General features: G+C 49.0%; 15 protein-coding genes, 1 pseudogene and 1 riboswitch. Of the genes and pseudogenes, 3 read left to right on the top strand and 13 right to left on the bottom strand.

Going from position 1 to position 16,597, the window contains the following annotated elements; translation table 11 throughout:
• The first annotated feature begins 149 nt into the window (after positions 1–149).
• Both rpmB and NOM72_RS04365 read left to right on the top strand, forming a co-directional pair.
• Positions 150–338: a 50S ribosomal protein L28 gene (gene rpmB / locus NOM72_RS04370; protein ID WP_023468758.1), complete on the top strand. Its 189-nt coding sequence runs from the start codon at positions 150–152 to the stop codon at positions 336–338.
• Positions 339–478: 140 nt separating this feature from the next.
• On the top strand, positions 479–1,882 hold the full coding sequence (locus NOM72_RS04365; RefSeq protein WP_023468759.1) for an amino acid permease: 1,404 nt from the start codon (positions 479–481) through the stop codon (positions 1,880–1,882).
• A gap of 54 nt (positions 1,883–1,936) precedes the next feature.
• On the opposite strand, the gene NOM72_RS04360 is transcribed toward NOM72_RS04365, so the two are convergent.
• The 13 genes and pseudogenes from NOM72_RS04360 to gmk form a co-directional block, all read right to left on the bottom strand.
• Positions 1,937–2,539 carry a thiamine diphosphokinase gene (locus NOM72_RS04360; protein WP_035396754.1) on the bottom strand — a complete coding sequence of 201 codons (603 nt, stop codon included), beginning with the start codon at positions 2,537–2,539 and terminating at the stop codon, positions 1,937–1,939.
• Position 2,540: 1 nt separating this feature from the next.
• Positions 2,541–3,101 (bottom strand): energy-coupled thiamine transporter ThiT, encoded by a 561-nt coding sequence (thiT, locus tag NOM72_RS04355; RefSeq protein ID WP_023468761.1) that lies wholly within the window; start codon positions 3,099–3,101, stop codon positions 2,541–2,543.
• Positions 3,102–3,162: 61 nt separating this feature from the next.
• Positions 3,163–3,272: riboswitch (TPP riboswitch) on the bottom strand.
• 22 nt (positions 3,273–3,294) lie between these two features.
• Positions 3,295–3,951 (bottom strand): ribulose-phosphate 3-epimerase, encoded by a 657-nt coding sequence (gene rpe, locus NOM72_RS04350; protein WP_029342106.1) that lies wholly within the window; start codon positions 3,949–3,951, stop codon positions 3,295–3,297.
• Positions 3,952–3,953: 2 nt separating this feature from the next.
• Positions 3,954–4,859 carry a ribosome small subunit-dependent GTPase A gene (rsgA, locus tag NOM72_RS04345; protein ID WP_023468763.1) on the bottom strand — a complete coding sequence of 302 codons (906 nt, stop codon included), beginning with the start codon at positions 4,857–4,859 and terminating at the stop codon, positions 3,954–3,956.
• 25 nt (positions 4,860–4,884) lie between these two features.
• Positions 4,885–6,819 (bottom strand): Stk1 family PASTA domain-containing Ser/Thr kinase, encoded by a 1,935-nt coding sequence (gene pknB, locus NOM72_RS04340; protein ID WP_035396750.1) that lies wholly within the window; start codon positions 6,817–6,819, stop codon positions 4,885–4,887.
• Positions 6,820–6,821: 2 nt separating this feature from the next.
• A complete protein-coding gene (locus NOM72_RS04335) occupies positions 6,822–7,556 on the bottom strand; it encodes a Stp1/IreP family PP2C-type Ser/Thr phosphatase (protein WP_035396748.1) in 735 nt (244 codons plus the stop codon).
• 18 nt (positions 7,557–7,574) lie between these two features.
• The gene (rsmB, locus tag NOM72_RS04330; protein ID WP_075642546.1) at positions 7,575–8,906 is read right to left on the bottom strand and encodes a 16S rRNA (cytosine(967)-C(5))-methyltransferase RsmB; all 1,332 of its coding nucleotides are present in this window, start codon (positions 8,904–8,906) and stop codon (positions 7,575–7,577) included.
• On the bottom strand, positions 8,903–9,823 hold the full coding sequence (fmt, locus tag NOM72_RS04325) for a methionyl-tRNA formyltransferase (protein ID WP_035396898.1): 921 nt from the start codon (positions 9,821–9,823) through the stop codon (positions 8,903–8,905). The genes rsmB and fmt overlap by 4 nt, the downstream gene beginning before the upstream one ends.
• A gap of 72 nt (positions 9,824–9,895) precedes the next feature.
• A pseudogene (gene def, locus NOM72_RS04320) lies at positions 9,896–10,285 on the bottom strand (peptide deformylase); the annotation flags it as partial.
• Between the two features lie 9 nt (positions 10,286–10,294).
• On the bottom strand, positions 10,295–12,619 hold the full coding sequence (gene priA, locus NOM72_RS04315) for a primosomal protein N' (protein ID WP_055968650.1): 2,325 nt from the start codon (positions 12,617–12,619) through the stop codon (positions 10,295–10,297).
• The gene (gene coaBC, locus NOM72_RS04310) at positions 12,616–13,806 is read right to left on the bottom strand and encodes a bifunctional phosphopantothenoylcysteine decarboxylase/phosphopantothenate--cysteine ligase CoaBC (RefSeq protein ID WP_255997912.1); all 1,191 of its coding nucleotides are present in this window, start codon (positions 13,804–13,806) and stop codon (positions 12,616–12,618) included. The genes priA and coaBC overlap by 4 nt, the downstream gene beginning before the upstream one ends.
• Positions 13,807–13,862: 56 nt before the next feature.
• A complete protein-coding gene (rpoZ, locus tag NOM72_RS04305) occupies positions 13,863–14,066 on the bottom strand; it encodes a DNA-directed RNA polymerase subunit omega (protein ID WP_023468770.1) in 204 nt (67 codons plus the stop codon).
• A gap of 1 nt (position 14,067) precedes the next feature.
• Positions 14,068–14,685 (bottom strand): guanylate kinase, encoded by a 618-nt coding sequence (gene gmk, locus NOM72_RS04300; RefSeq protein WP_174316772.1) that lies wholly within the window; start codon positions 14,683–14,685, stop codon positions 14,068–14,070.
• Positions 14,686–14,853: 168 nt separating this feature from the next.
• On the opposite strand from gmk, the gene NOM72_RS04295 reads away from it, so the two are divergent.
• Positions 14,854–16,545 (top strand): Rqc2 family fibronectin-binding protein, encoded by a 1,692-nt coding sequence (locus tag NOM72_RS04295; RefSeq protein WP_035396742.1) that lies wholly within the window; start codon positions 14,854–14,856, stop codon positions 16,543–16,545.
• Positions 16,546–16,597 lie beyond the last annotated feature (52 nt).

The raw sequence follows: 16,597 nt of genomic DNA, 5'->3' as shown, positions 1-16,597 counted from the left end.
CTCATCCATTATTTTAAATTTCGAGGTTGTCTGTCAAGTTTTTTTCTTGTCAGCTACTTTTTTTATGTTGCAACCGCCCTGACACCATGCTAAGATAGCAAAGTGTCTATTAGGACGAACGCAAAACAACATAAAAGGAGGCGGAACGCATGGCACGTAAATGCTACGTTACTGGGAAATCGCCAAAGTCGGGTAACAACCGTTCACACGCATTGAACAAAACAAAACGTACTTGGGGAGTCAACGTACAAAAAGTACGTATCCTCGTCGACGGTAAGCCGAAAAAGGTTTGGGTTTCAGCTCGAGCTCTTAAATCAGGTAAAGTCGAACGCGTATAAGGCGCAACCACCGGATGGGAATCTTCCCTTCCGGTTTTTTTATGCCCTCATTTATTTTTCTCATAAACTAATTGTCGCTTTTATTGAAAACGCTTACAATAGGAACGTACTTTATTTTGTCAGAATTGGGGGAAGTCATCATGCAACTCAAACGAGAGATGACGAGTCGACATCTGTTCATGATTTCACTTGGCGGAATCATCGGAACAGGCTTATTTTTAGGGTCAGGATTAACGATTTCACAAGCAGGACCTCTCGGGGCGGTCCTCAGTTACATCGTGGGTGGGACCATCATGTATCTGACAATGTTATGTCTAGGGGAATTAGCGGTCTATCTGCCGGTCTCGGGGTCATTTCAGACCTATACGACCCGCTTCATCGGACCAGGGATCGGCTTTGCCGTCGGTTGGATTTATTGGCTCGGCTGGGCCGTGACGGTGGCACTCGAAATCACAGCTGCCGGCAGTTTAATGGACCGCTGGTTTCCGAATGTACCCGTCGTCGTCTGGTGTACCGCCTTTACGGTCTTGCTGTTCGGTCTGAATGCCGTCTCCGCCAAAGCATTCGGTGAAGCTGAATTCTGGTTCTCGAGTTTGAAGGTCCTCGCGATCCTATTCTTCATCATTTTAGGTGGCGCTGCTTGGTTCGGCTGGTTACCGATGGAAGCAGATCGCCCAACATCGTTATTCGCTAACTTTACGGCAAGCGGTTGGTTTCCAAACGGGATTCTTGGTGTCTTGACGACGATGATCGCCGTCAACTTCGCCTTCCAAGGAACGGAATTGATCGGTGTTGCGGCTGGGGAGTCCGACACGCCAGAAAAATCGATTCCAAAAGCGATCCGCAATACAGTCTGGCGGACGTTCATCTTCTTCGTCTTATCGATTACGATCGTTGGTGCATTAATTCCGTATGAGACGGCTGGCGGAGTCAGCAGTCCGTTCATCATGGTCTTTGATGCGATCGGCATTCCGTACGCTGCTGATTTGATGAATATCGTCGTCTTGACGGCACTATTATCCGTCGGAAACTCCGGATTATATGCGGCGACTCGGATGTTATGGGCAATGGCGCAAGAAGGGATGATTTCAAAGAAATTATCTTACGTCAATGCACGTGGTGTGCCAATGCGTGCTTTACTCTTTACGATGATGTTCGCGATGTTATCGCTTCTGACCGCATTTTTCGCAGAAGATACCGTCTTCATTTGGCTCTTGTCCTTAGCCGGACTCGGGGCTCAAGTCGGCTGGATTTCGATCTCTGCTTCTCAGCTTGCATTTCGTCGTCAGTTCGTCCGAAACGGACACGATGTATCCGAACTGAAATTCAAGACACCACTCTATCCGGTGTTACCACTGATTTCGTTGACACTTAACGTCGTCGTCCTCGTCAGTCTTGCGTTTCAAGCGGATCAACGAATCGCTCTATACATCGGTGTTCCTTTCTTCCTTGTCATGTGGGGAAGTTATCATCTCTTCGTCAAAGGAAAACATCTATCCGCTCAAAGCGACATCCGTGTCGCCCCTTCTCAACTCGAAGAATAATTTCACACAAAAAGAGGTCGCGGAGTCATCCACGGCCTCTTTCCTATGATTGTGCTATTCCTTAAGCGTCCGCATCATCAATAGTTCTCCTTGATGGAGCTCTACCTTCGCTTCTGACGCACACCATTCATTACTGACGGTCAAGGAACCTCCGACCGGTACTGGATGTGCATCAAGTGGATATTTGACTCCGGATAAGCTTAAAGTCGATGGTACGAGTGGAATGAACGAAAGATAATAATAGCTCCCTGCTTCGACTGCATACGTTCCCTCAGCCAAGTATCGTACCTCTTCTCGTTTCGTCACGAGTCGTGCCTCTGGGTATCGCTTCAATAAATATACATTTTGGACGGTCATGTCGAGCCGCCCACCTGTCGCCCCGATAATGAAGGTATCCTCAAACTGTTTCTTCTCTGAGACTGTACGAAGTGCCAGTTCGAGATCCGTTTCATCTTTCTCGGCCGGATGAACGATTGCCCCTTCTGGTACATAACCAAGCGAATCAAAATCACCAATCGTCAGGTCGCATGTCAGCCCAAACGATTCAATCGTCTGAACACCACCGTCAACACCGACGATAAAATCACCTGGCTGACAAAACGTCCGTAAATCCGGCGCTTCTTCTCGCGGACCGGCACAGACGAGAATCGCCCGCATCTCAGACGCCTCGTGCCGAATAACGTAGTAAGCGTGGCGCAGTCGTGAATAAAAGACCCGCAACGACACCACAAAGAACGTAAGACGGTACCATGTATGTCGCGTTATAAATCAATGAATACGGTACGACTGGACCTTCGGCATACTCGGCAAAAAAGACGATTCCACTGATGACATGACAGATATAACGGAGTCCTGCGCCTAATAACGTCGCCAGGAGAACGAACGCCATCAAGCTTTTCTTTTGTCCATTGCGCGCGGCTAGTCTGACTTGACGCGCGAACAGACCACTTAATCCGACGACACCATACGCAATCGTATAGTCAAGCATCGGTTGAACGATCGTCAAGACTTGTGGAGCGAACATCAATTGAATCGTACCGACAAGCGCTCCCGTAACGACCCCTCCAACGACACCGTGGCGAAATGCCATGACGAAGATCGGTAACATCGCTAAGCTGATTGAGCCTCCTTGTGGCATTTTGAATGGAATCAGTAAATCAAAGACGACTCCGAGACTGGCGAAGATGGCAATTTCCATCATCATTTGTAACCGTTTCATGCTATTTTTCCTCCTTCATTGTACGAGAGGACGCAAAAAGGCAGTACGACGAACGCCGTACTGCCTGCGTGCGCCACATCCCTACGTCCGTTTGAACGGAACAGGTTCGAAGGGTTAAAGTCTAAAAGACTCCTCTCAGCCGCTTTTCAAGCGACACCCCTTGCGGTCATCATATTTCGTTTTCTCGTTCTTATTATACGGCAGCCCCTTGACGAATGCTAGTGATCGCTTCCGCATAATCTGGTGCATTGTAGATTGCTGACCCTGCGACGAGAACGTTCGCACCGTTATCGATGCAAAGCTTTGCCGTTTCCGGATTGACGCCACCGTCAATCTCAATTTCAAATGTCAGACCACGATCTGCTTTCATTTGCGCAAGTGCTGCGAGTTTCGGCATGACACGCTCGATGAAGGCTTGTCCACCGAAGCCCGGATTGACCGTCATCAATAAAACCATATCGACATCCTCAAGGACGTGTTCAATCGTTGATAATGGCGTATGGGGATTCAAGACGACTCCTGCCTTTGCGCCCGCTGCTTTGATTTGTTGCAAGACACGATGGACATGATTCGTCGCTTCGACGTGGAACGTCACGATGTCAGCCCCTGCCTTGACGAAATCTTCAACGAAACGTTCTGGCTGGTCAATCATCAAATGGACATCGAGAATCATATCCGTCTTTTGACGTAAGCTGCTAAGCACAGGTAATCCAAATGAGATGTTCGGTACGAACTGACCGTCCATGACATCAAAATGGATATAGTCCGCGCCTGCTGCTTCGACTGCTTTGACATCACGCTCAAGATTCGCAAAATCTGCTGATAAGATCGATGGTGCAATTTTAATCATCTTCAATACCTCCGGGCTCGATTCTTGATTTCGTCTATAAACATACCATAGTTCTCATAACGAGAGGACATGATTTCTTGGGCTTCGACGGCTTCCTTGACGGCACAACCGGGTTCATTCAAATGCAAGCAACCTCGGTATTTACAATCATCTTGTACAGCGACGAATTCAGGAAAACTCCACCGTACATCCTCGATTTCCATATCATACGGAAAATCGAGGTTCGAGAAACCTGGCGTATCGGCAATCAATCCTTCGGCAAGCGGCATTAATGTGACGTGGCGCGTCGTATGACGTCCGCGTCCGAGTGATTTCGAGATCGCACTTGTTTCTAAATCAAGAGAGGGCTCCAGTGCATTGAGCAATGAACTTTTCCCGACACCGGATTGTCCGGCGAGAACGCTCGTTTTTCCAGCAAGTAACGGACGGACTTGCTCAACACCCGTCAACGTCTCACTTGATGTCTCGATGACCGTATACCCAATCTTCCGGTAAGCGGCAATCGCCTCTCGGACAGCCGGTCCTTTGACTTCGTCAAGTAAATCCATCTTCGTTAACAGGATGACGGGTTGGATTTCCTTCGCTTCGATCAAGACGAGAAATCGGTCGAGTAGATGCGCTGAAAAATCAGGTTCTGCCGCTGAGACGACAAGCAACGCTTGATCGATATTCGCGACAGGCGGGCGTACTAAAAAGTTGTCCCGCTCCTTCACTTCGAGAATGTACCCGGTCTCACTTTCGATATGAAGCACGACTTCATCTCCGACGACTGGACTGATGCCGCGTTTTCGGAAATTTCCTCTTGCTCGTGAACGAACTTCTCCTTCTGGTGTCATGACATCATAAAAGCCGCCCTGCAGGCGTATGATCGTTCCTTCTCGATTCTCTTCGATGCGTTGTTCCGTCATCCTATGCACTCCTTTTTTATCACATTCATTGTGCGTCTTTTGCTTGATTGTACGTGATGGTTTTTGAACGATACACCGTATCGTCTTTATAGATCGTAATTTTGCCTTCTTCACCCGGATCAATCGTTAATGGCACGTCGAATGTCTCATCTTGATCAATTGATTCCTCGATGACGGTCCGCTTCCCTTTCGCGTCTTCCGTCTCGATTCGGATGACTTGTTTCGGCGGAGCCTCTTCTTCATCTTCACTAACAGCATCATAGACGACCTTTTCAGGGAACGTCGCCGTCACTGTTTTTTCTTCCTCACCTTTAGAGATGAAGACCGTCACGGAGTCGTTCGGCTCGACTTGTGCGCCAGCTTGCGGGAACTGACGGATGACTTGATCGAGTTTGACATCGCTAGAAAATTCTTGTTCGAACGTTCCGTCTAATCCTACTTTATCGAGATAAGCTTTTGCTTCATCACTCGATAAATTCGTCAAATCCTTCAACTCGAAAGAAGACGTCCCCTCAGATACAGTAATCGTAATCGTTTGTTCTTTCGCAATGACCTCCGTTCCAGCAGAAATTGACTGTCGAATCACATTTCCTCGATCGATCTCATCCGACTTCTCTCGCTCGACTTCGACTTTTGCGAATCCTGCTTCTTTTAGCGTTGCAATTGCTTCTTTTTCAGCTTCATCCGTCACATCCGGTACCTCAACCGGAGCACTACCAGTAGAAACGACCAAATTGACTGTCGAGCCCTTCTTGACCTGTGCTTTTTCACGAGGCGTTTGACTGATGACATCGCCTTCTTCGACCGTATCGCTACTCCGTTCCGTTGTCTCGACGACAAATCCAAGTTTCTCAAGCTTCGTTTCCGCATCGTCTCCATCCGTCTTGACGACAGATGGTACGGTGACCGTTGGATCCGGCCACATCGCGAACGTCGTAGCCGCCCCACCCAGTAAAAGGAGTAACAAGAGGATGATCCACCAGCGTTTTTTCTTTTTCTTTTCCGGTGTTTTCGGTTGAACAGTTGCGACGGCGGGTGATTCTAGTTCCGCTTTTGATTCTTCTGGCACTTGGACAGGTGATAAAACCATTGTCTTTTCCATCTCATCCTCTTCTGCGCCACGGATGCTTTCATTTGCCCGTTCGTCAGACAACGCCGTCACCATATCTGCCTTAAACGCTGCGACGGACTGTTGACGGTCATGCGGTGCTTTTGCAAGCGCCTGCATGATACAGTTCTCGAGTGCTTGCGGCACTTTCGGATTCAAGACGGATGGGCGACGCGGTGTATCTTGCAGATGCTTTAAAGCGATCGCAACCGGTGAATCACCTTCGAACGGGACTTGTCCTGTTACGAGTTCGTATAAGACAGCACCAAGCGAATAGATATCCGACTTCTCATCCGCAAATTTACCTTTTGCTTGTTCCGGTGAAAAGTAATGGACGGACCCAAGAACGGACATCGTATGCGTCAGCGTCGCATTCGACATCGCCACAGCGATTCCGAAATCCGTTACTTTGACGGTACCATCTTCTCGAATCAACATGTTTTGCGGTTTGATATCGCGATGGATGATCCGGTGTGCATGGGCGTGATCAATCGCATCACAAATTTGAGCGATGATATCGACGGCCTGCGGCACAGGTAATGCTTGATTTTCACAAAATGTTTTTAATGTCATACCATCGATATACTCCATGACGATGTAATAGATGGCATCTTCTTCGCCTACATCATAGACGGCAACGATGTTTGGATGATTCAAGCTGGTAGCAGCATGCGCTTCACGTTCGAATCGACGAATGAACTGTTCGTCATGCGAAAATTCAGTCCGTAAAATCTTAATGGCAACATGACGCTTTAAAATCTCATCATAGGCTTGATAGACATTCGCCATCCCGCCACTTCCAACTAGCCGTTCTATGCGGTAGCGGTCATTTAATCGATCTCCGTATCGCATATTCAGACCCTCTTTCTTTCTTTGAACCGGATGGCGGCAATCGTAATGTTATCCGCGCCTCCTCGAGCATTCGCTTCTTTCACCAATCGTCCAACGATCTCATCAAGCGGCTCATCCTGTAAGATGATCTGTTCGATGACATCATCTGGCACTTCATCGGTCAACCCGTCACTACAGACGAGGACGAGGTCATAGTCTGGAGCATCTCTGACTTGAATGTCGACTTCGACTGTTTCGTTCGAGCCGACCGACCGTGTGATGACATTCTTACGTGGATGATTTTCGACTTCCTCATCCGAAAGTTCCCCCATTTGTCGTAACATGTTGACGTAAGAATGATCATCCGTCAATTGTTTTAACGCCGTACCTTCAAGGGCATAGACTCTGCTATCCCCAACATGACCGATGACGAGCAACTCCTCGACCCAGCATACGCAGGCAATGGTCGTTCCGACGATGGCAAGTTGCTCTTCTTTTGAAAACTGAAGAATCCGGGCATTTGCCTCGGCTACACGTTGTTCTATCCATTCAGACAATTCCATCGGACGATTGGGCATGAGTGAAAAGGATGCTTCAAATACCTCGCGAACAATTGCACTTGCGATATCGCCAGCAGCATGACCTCCCATACCGTCCGCAACGACGGCAAGACCACGTTCAGCGTTCCCGACGAGTAATACCGTATCCTCATTTTTAGTCCTGACTTTCCCAGTAGTCGAAAGGTGAGCTAACTCCATGACAGTCCTCCGTTCGTGTCAATCTTCTCGTTTTTTAAACGCGGCAATATAGAAGCCGTCCGTTCCGACTGTCGTCGGTAACAACTTGAGTTCTGCTCGATCCCCAATCAGATGTCGCACGGATTCCGGCATCCGTGCCGCAAAGGATGTATCAAATTCAAATCCTTGATCGAGAATGAACGCTGTCTGATCCTCGTTCTCGGTCGGATCAATCGTACAAGTCGAATAGACAAAGGTTCCACCCTTTTTAACGAGTGGTAAGACAGATGTCAGAATATCTCGTTGAATTTTCGGGAGTTGCTCGAGTTGTTCCGGGCGTTTCGTCCATTTGATATCTGGTTTTCTTCGAATGACACCGAGTCCTGAACAAGGTGCGTCGACAAGAATCCGATCAAACGATTCTACTTCAAAGCGGTCTCCTGCTTTACGAGCATCTAACGCTTCTGCTTGAACAGTCGTAAGACCTAATCGTGTCGCTTGCTGTTCAATCAATTTAATCTTATGTGGATGAAGATCAAGTGCCTGTAGTGTTCCCGTCGTCAAACCTTCAGCAATATGCATCGCTTTCCCACCAGGTGCGGCACAGCTGTCAAGTACATGATCAGATGTTTCTGCACCGAGTGCACGGGCGACGAGCATTGAGCTCTCATCCTGCAGAGAAAGATACCCACGGTCAATCAGGTCCGTTTTTTGAACGCTTCCTCGTTCGATTTCGAGACCATCTGGCGCGACCGTAGATGGTTTTGCCGTCACACCTTGGTCGAGTAGAAGCTCGATCGCTTCCTCTCGCGTCGTCTTCGTCCGATTGATGCGAACCGTGACCGGTGCAGGTGTGTTATTCAATTGACAGATTTGAAGCGTTTCTTCCGGACCAAACAGTTCAATCCAGCGTTCGACGAGCCACTGCGGATGACTCGTTTCGATGCTGATTCGTTTTGCAACAGGCTCAATCTCAGCGAAATGGGGCATTCCCGCCCGTAATACATTCCGGAGCACTCCGTTGACGACTTTCGAGACGTGGACTTTCCCACGTTTTTTAGCAATCTCGACAGCTTCATGGATGACGGCATGATCCGGTACACGATCAAGATAAAACAATTGATACACACTCATCCGTAATAATGGACGCATGAACGGATCAAGTTTTTTCTGTTTCGCTAGATACGGCTCCAAAATATAATCCAGTGTCAATTCACGACTGAGCGTCCCGTAGACGAGTTCTGTGAACAAGCCGACATCCGTTGCTGAGATAGCACGCTTTTCAAGCATCTGGTGAACTGTGATTGTCGAGAAGGCACCACCTTGACCAATTTTCATTAGTGTCGCTACTGCTGCGTCACGTACGTTCATGCGTTCTCACCTACTTGTTGTCCGAGTTCAAGCGATTGACCGATCCCGCGCATGAACGTGGCACCATCCATCCGTTTTTTTCCGGACGGCTGTAAGTCGATCAGCTTCAACGCTGTTTCCGAACCTGTCGCGATGACGGGACCATCCGCCTCTAAAGCAATGATTTCACCTGGTCGTCCCGTTCCTTTGACTTTCGTCGCGAAAAAGACTTTCAATCGATCATCACCAAGCATCGTGTACGTACTTGGGAAAGGATTCATTCCTCGGATTTGATCATAGAGTGTCTCACCCGGTAACGTAAAATCAAGCCGTTCCCGTTCACGTGAGATATTCGGTGCAAACGTCGCTTCTGCCTCGACTTGTGCTTCCGGTGTCAATTCACCTGCGAACAAACGCGGTAACGTCTCAAGCAACAGACGCGCTCCTGCGTCCGCTAATTTTTCAAACATCGTTCCAACTGTATCGTTCTCTTCAATCGGAACGATGATTTTTGACAACATATCACCGGCATCCAATCGATCGACCATGTACATGATCGTCACGCCTGTCTCTTTTTCACCATCGATGATTGCTTGATGAATCGGTGCACCGCCACGATATTTCGGTAAGAGTGACGCATGGACATTGATCGCCCCAAAACGTGGTGCTTCCAAAATCACCGTCGGTACGATCTGACCGTAAGCTGCCGTGATGATGAGATCTGGTTTTAAATCGAGAACATCTTGATAATCCTCGCGAATCCGTTTCGGTTGCAACACAGGAATATCGTGCTCCATCGCGACGAGTTTCACTGGTGTCGGTTTGACTTCCCGTTTTCGTCCGACCGGCTTATCGGGTTGTGAGACGACACCGACGACGTCATATCCGGCATCGATCACTTCACGCAGTGTTCCTGCCGCAAACTCAGGCGTCCCCATGAAGACGACGCGCGGTTTTTCTTGCTCGACGAGTTTATCCGTGAACAGGACACCGTCTAAATGATCCATCTCATGCTGGATGGCACGTGCAAAAAAGCCGTTTGCTTTGATTTTGACCGTTCGTCCGAGTCGATCCTGCGACTTGACGACGATGCGGTCGAACCGTTCGACAGGACCAAAGATGCCGGGCATGCTGAGGCATCCTTCGTCATCGATTTGTGAACCGTCGGCTTCGATGATTTCCGGATTGATCAGCTCGATCGGTCCGGTCTCATCATCCGTATGGACGACCGCAACACGGATCGGTTGATTGATTTGCGGTGCCGCTAAGCCGACACCATCATATTCATACATCGTATCGAACATCCGGTCGATCATCTTACCAAGTTTTTTATCGAACTTCGTGACAGGTTCACACACCTGTCGTAATACATCGTTGGGTACTTCTACTACTTTATACATACAGACACCTCACATGAATACAAATGGATTCAAGTCGATCGCGACTTGTGTTTTTGACTTTTGACGACGGGCTAAGATATCACGAAGATGTGTCCGGACATCTTCCTGCCCTTTATGTTTAATTAAGACCTGTTGTCGGTACATATTCTTCAGTCGAGCAAGTGGCGCATCGAACGGTCCATTGACGACTAAATCCTCCGATTCGAAAGCCCGCAGCTCGGAAGCGATTTGTTGCGCTTCTGCTTGTGCTTCAAGTGGATGTGCCGCCGAGACCGTGATCAGACCAAGGAACCAGAATGGAGGGTGTCCCCCGAGTTTGCGCAACTGCATCTCCCGCTTATAGAACGTTTCGAAATCATGCTGTTTTGCCGTCTGAATGACGTAGTGTTCCGGATTATAGGTCTGGATGATCGACTGTCCGGCGAGTTGCCCCCGCCCGGCACGACCCGACACTTGCGTGATCAACTGAAATGTTCGCTCACTTGCCCGAAAATCCGGAATACCGAGCGTCGCATCGGCAGCGAGCACCCCAACGAGCGTGACATTTGGAAAGTCGAGACCTTTTGCGATCATCTGTGTCCCGAGAAGAATGTTTCCTTCCTTACGCTCGAAGGCATCGAGTAACTTCTCGTGTGCGCCTTTACGAGACGTCGTATCTTGATCCATCCGGATAATGCGCGCTTCCGGAATCAAATGCGCCAACTCTTCCTCGATCTTTTGTGTCCCCGTTCCGAACTGACGAATCTTCGTCGATTCACAGGACGGACAAGTTTTCGGCATCGCTGCCTCAAATCCACAATAGTGGCACTTTAAGCGATTTTCATGTTGATGATACGTTAAATTGACGGCACAATGCGGACATTGAAGCGTCTCCCCGCAATCCCGACATAAGACGAAGGTCGTGTATCCACGACGGTTCAAAAGTAATACCGTCTGTTCCCCACGCTCGATTCGTTCTTTGATGCCTTCGATGAGCGCGAGGCTGAACGGAGTCCGATTGCCCCGTTCAAGTTCCTTACGCATATCAACGATGTCGACTGGAGGCAGTTCTCCACCGAATCGTTCACGAAGCGGTAAGTAGCGATAGACCCCTTTTTGTGCCCGCGCATATGTCTCGAGTAACGGCGTCGCGCTTCCGAGCACGACAGGACATCGATGATAGGCCGCTCGCCATTTTGCAACATCACGCGTATGATAGCGCGGATTCTCTTCTTGTTTATAGGTTGTTTCATGTTCTTCATCGAGAATGATGATTCCGATATTCGTCAGCGGTGCGAACACGGCGGATCGTGCACCGACGACGACATCAACCTCACCTTGTGCGATTTTGCGCCACTCATCATACTTTTCTCCGAGCGATAGACCGCTATGCAAGACAGCGACCCGTTCTCCGAAACGACGTTTGAACCGTTTGACCATCATCGGTGTCAGACTGATTTCAGGGACGAGCAAGATCGCTTGTCTACCGCGTTCGAGTTGTGCATGAATCGATTCAAGATAGACTTCTGTCTTACCGCTTCCTGTTACGCCATGTAACAAAAACGTTCCGGTCTCCGCTTCAGCTGTTATCGCCGAGACGGCTTCCTGTTGCTTTTCCGTCAAAGAAGACGGCACAAAGATGTCTTGGACGAGATGCTCGTAAGGATTTCGCCGTACATCAATCGTCTCGACTTCAATGATGCCCTTTTTCTCGAGGGCGTTCAATGTTGCGCTCGTTGCGCCTGTCGCCTGCTTTATTTCACTCCAAAGCGCATTCGGAAATTCTTGGATATACGAGTAAAGTGCCACTTGTTGGCTCGCTTGTTTCGTAAAAGTTGCCTGTTCCTCGAGGAGACGAATCCGTTTATCCGTCTTAGACGTCTTTTTCTCACGAATGACCGGTTGAAGCGTCACGTCAGCTTGTTTCGCCGCTGTTAAGATGATTTGTTGGACTTCCGTTGGTAATTGACTCATTTTCTTACCATGATATGCCCGAAGTGGGCCCGACTCGACTATGACCAGTTTATCATAACTCACCTTCAAGGCAGCCGGCAGCATCGCAAGCAGTGCCGTCGCCTGAAAACACAATGTCGTTTCTGATAGATAAGCCGACAGCTCGAGTAATTCCTGCGTATAGGTCGGCGTCTCATCTAAGACACGAACGATCGATTTGACGTTCGTCAGATCAGATGTGGCTTTCGTCCCGACGACGATCCCAAGCAACGCACGTGGACCGAACGGAACCTCGACGCGCATCCCGGGAACGATCAGCTCCTGCCAAAGTTCCGGCACGGCATAATCAAATGGACGATCGACAGTGGCCGCTGCGACATCGACGATGACTTCAGCTATCATGCCAATGCCTCCGCAAATTGGCGCATGAGCGCTTTAGCGAGCGTCGATTTCAATTGTTGATCGTATCGCGTGACGGAATCATTCTTCCCGAAGACGACGACCTCATTTTCGTCGCTGACAAATCCGATGTCAGAACGAGAGACATCATTCGCGACAATGAAATCCGCCTTCTTTCGGACGAGTTTCTGTTTCGCGAACGTCTCGACGTCCGTCGTCTCCGCTGCAAATCCAACTAATACCTGATGTTCTTTCTGCTCACCGAGCGTCTTCAGAATATCCGTCGTCTCCTCGAGTTCAATCCGCAATGGTCCGTGAATTTTCTTCTGCTTCTGATCGTACTGGACAGACGGTCGATAGTCAGCTACGGCAGCGGACATGATGACGATGTCTTGCGTCTCATAGTCACGTAACATGGCTTCAAGCATCTCTTCCCCTGATTCAACAGCAATCGTCGCCATCCCGGTCGGTAATCCGATCCGAAGGGGACCATGGACGAGCGTGACATCTGCTCCTGCGTCTCGTGCCGCCTCTGCTAGCGCAATTCCAGTTTTCCCTGAAGAATCATTCGTCAAATAACGAACCGGGTCAATCCGTTCAACGGTCGGACCTGCACTGATCAAAACTTTTCGCCCAGCTAGATATTTTTCTTCAAAGAACGTTGAGAGTGTTGCGACCAAATCTTCTGGTTCCGGTAAACGACCTTTTCCGACCCAACCACATGCGAGATTTCCGACTCCCGGTGCAATCACCTGGACACCATCCTGCTTGAGTTGTTCGATATTGCGGACAGTCGCCGGATGTTCGAGCATGTTGACATTCATCGCCGGTGCGACGATGACGGGACACGTTGCTGCAAGGATCGTCGTCGTAATGAAGTCATCTGCGATCCCGTGCGCGAGTTTTGCAATCAAGTTCGCGGTCGCTGGTGCGACGACGATCAAGTCCGCTTCGTCCGCTAAATCGATATGGGCGATTTTTGACGGATCATGCTCGATGAAGACGTCATCATAGACCGCTTTTCGCGTCAGTGCTTCAAACGTCGTCTTACCGACGAATTGTTGCGCATTACGCGTCATCGCGACTTGAACGTGTGCGCCTGCTTGGACGAGTTTTGAAGCGAGTGCTGCTGATTTATAGGAAGCGATTCCACCGCCGACACACAGTAGAATGTTTCGGTTGGTTAACATGTAGGTGTCCTCCTTATTGAAAAAAACAGCCACGATGACAAGTGGCTGCTTCAAAATTAGTCTTGCGGTTGGTTCGTGACGGATACTTCTTCGAAATAAAGCTCTTCTAAAGCTTTCCCGACCGGTTTATGCGATTTTGGGTTCGTGACTCTCACGCGTTTCCCGTCTTGGATTTGACGCGCACGCTTAGCGGCAACTGTAACGATCGTATATTTCGATGGCACTTTCTTTTGAAGCTTATCAACTGATGGATATAACATATCACTTAACCTCCATGGCTTTTTTATATAGGGACGCGACACGTTCCCGACTGCAATGTTCCGCTGTGACGATCGCTTGAATTCGATCACAGGCTTTATGAATTTCGTCGTTCGTCACGACATAGTCATACGCATCCATCATCTCGATCTCTTCCTTAGCGACGAGAAGACGTTGCTTGATGACTTCCTCCGATTCCGTTCCACGCCCTACGAGGCGGTTCCGCAATTCTTGGAGGCTTGGAGGTGCAAGGAATAAGAAGACAGCTTCCGGAAAATGTTCTTTGACCTGCATGGCCCCTTGAACTTCGATTTCGAGAATGACGTCTTTTCCTTCATCTAGGATCTGGTTTACCCATTCGACAGGCGTTCCATAATAATTCCCTACGAATTCAGCATATTCCAAGAGTTGATTGTTCGCAATCATCTCTTCGAATTCTTCACGCGATTTAAAGAAATAGTGGACACCATCTACTTCTCCTTCACGCGGTTGGCGCGTCGTACAGGATACCGAGTAATGCAGATCGTTATCCTGATCTTCGCGCAAGGCACGACAGACCGTTCCCTTTCCGACACCACTTGGACCTGATAATACGAGTAATAAGCCACGCTCTTTGAAAATCACTTCAAAACCCCTCCATCTCACAAACTTCACATTGTTTCATATTAGCAGTAGAGACGGGAAGTTCGCAAGTCATCTTTTTTAGCTCGACTGCTTTATCATACCATAACGATGCTATTTCTGTTACCTTTAGAAAGTGAGAACGAAATCAAGAAAGAAGGTAATCGTATGGCTTTTGACGGATTGATGACGACACGCGTCGTCGAAGAACTCCAACCGCTCGTCGGAGGACGGATCAATAAGGTATACCAACCGTATACATTGGATTTAGTATTCCAGGTCCGGGCCGAGCGAAAAAACGTATTATTGCTCGCCTCTGCGAATGCCATGTATGCACGAATGCACATTACGTCGGAAGCGGTCAGCAACCCGAGTGAACCCCCACTCTTCTGTATGATGCTCCGTAAACATGTCGAAGGCGGGTTCATCGAGTCAATCGAACAACTCGAACGCGACCGGATCATCGTCTTGCGCGTCCGCTCCCGGAACGAACTTGGCGATGAGGAAGCGAAAAAAATCTATATCGAATTGATGGGACGTCACTCGAACATCATTTTGACCGATGGACAAGATAAGATCCTCGATGCGATCAAACACTTACCACTCAGTCAAAATACCTTCCGGACGATCATGCCAGGGATGACATACCAGCTTCCGCCGGCACAGGATAAAGTTGATCCGCTCACAGGAGATATCGAAAAGGCGCTTCACCGGATTGACTGGAACGCTGGGAAGCTCGATCGTCAGTTACTTGGTCTCTTCAGTGGTCTGTCCCCGCAAATCGCAAAAGAAATCGTCTCGCGAGCAGGTCTAGCCAACCGGACGACTCTCGCGTCTGCCTTTCAAGAAGTCCTGAAGGAACTCGATGGTCCTTATGTGTTGCAACGGATGGATGGCGGGAAGGAACGTTTCGCCCCTATCCGCTTGACGGAAGGATCCATCATCGATGAGAAGACGTTCGAGACGAGTGGTCAAGTCCTCGACGCCTTCTTCCATCAAAAGGCGAACCGCGATCGCGTCAAACAACAAGCAGCCGATCTCGAACGGTTCATCAAAAGTGAATATGATAAAAATATTCTAAAACGCTCGAAACTCGAAAAAGATTTAGAAGCGACGTTACGGATGGATGAGTGGAAACATAAAGGGGAATTACTGACGACCTATCTGTATCAGCTCGAACGCGGGATGAAGGAAGCGACAGTCGTCGATTACTATGACCCAGACGGCGCTGAGATAACGATTTCGCTCGATCCTCGCTTTTCACCGAATGAGAACGCGCAGCGCTACTACAAACGGTACAACAAATTAAAAACCGCCAAAGTCGAAGTCGCGCGTCAGCTCGAGAAGAACCAAGCTGAGATTGCGTACTTCGAAGGCTTACTTGCGCAACTCGATGTCGCATCCCCAGAAGACATCCGGGAAATGCGCGAGGAACTCGTCGAAGAAGGTTATCTGCGCGAACGACAAAAGAAGAAAAAGAAACCGCAGCTCCCACAACTCGAAGCATACCGTTCTTCGACTGGTCTTCCATTCTTCGTAGGAAAGAACAATAAACAAAATGATTACGCGACGTTCAAGTTCGGACGCAGGTCCGATACGTGGTTACACACGAAGGATATCCCGGGATCGCACGTCATCATTCAAAGTGATGCACCGGACGAGACGACGTTGAAGGAAGCAGCGATCGTCGCGGCTTATTTCTCGAAAGCACGTGAGTCGAGCCAAGTCCCGGTCGACTTCACGGAACTACGTTATGTCAAAAAACCGAGTGGTGCAAAGCCCGGATTCGTCATCTACACGGATCAAACAACTCTTTACGTCACACCTGATCCAGATGTCGTCCAATCCTTACGTCAATGACGCTACACAAAAAAGCGCTGTTTTTCCTAAATGTTACTTAGGAGAAACAGCG

Origin of the sequence: Exiguobacterium sp. LL15, assembly GCF_024436095.1 — a bacterium.
Taxonomy (GTDB): Bacteria; Bacillota; Bacilli; order Exiguobacteriales; family Exiguobacteriaceae; genus Exiguobacterium_A; species Exiguobacterium_A indicum.
Note: the sequence above shows the minus strand (reverse complement) of the source record. Positions and strands in the feature narration are given on the sequence as shown.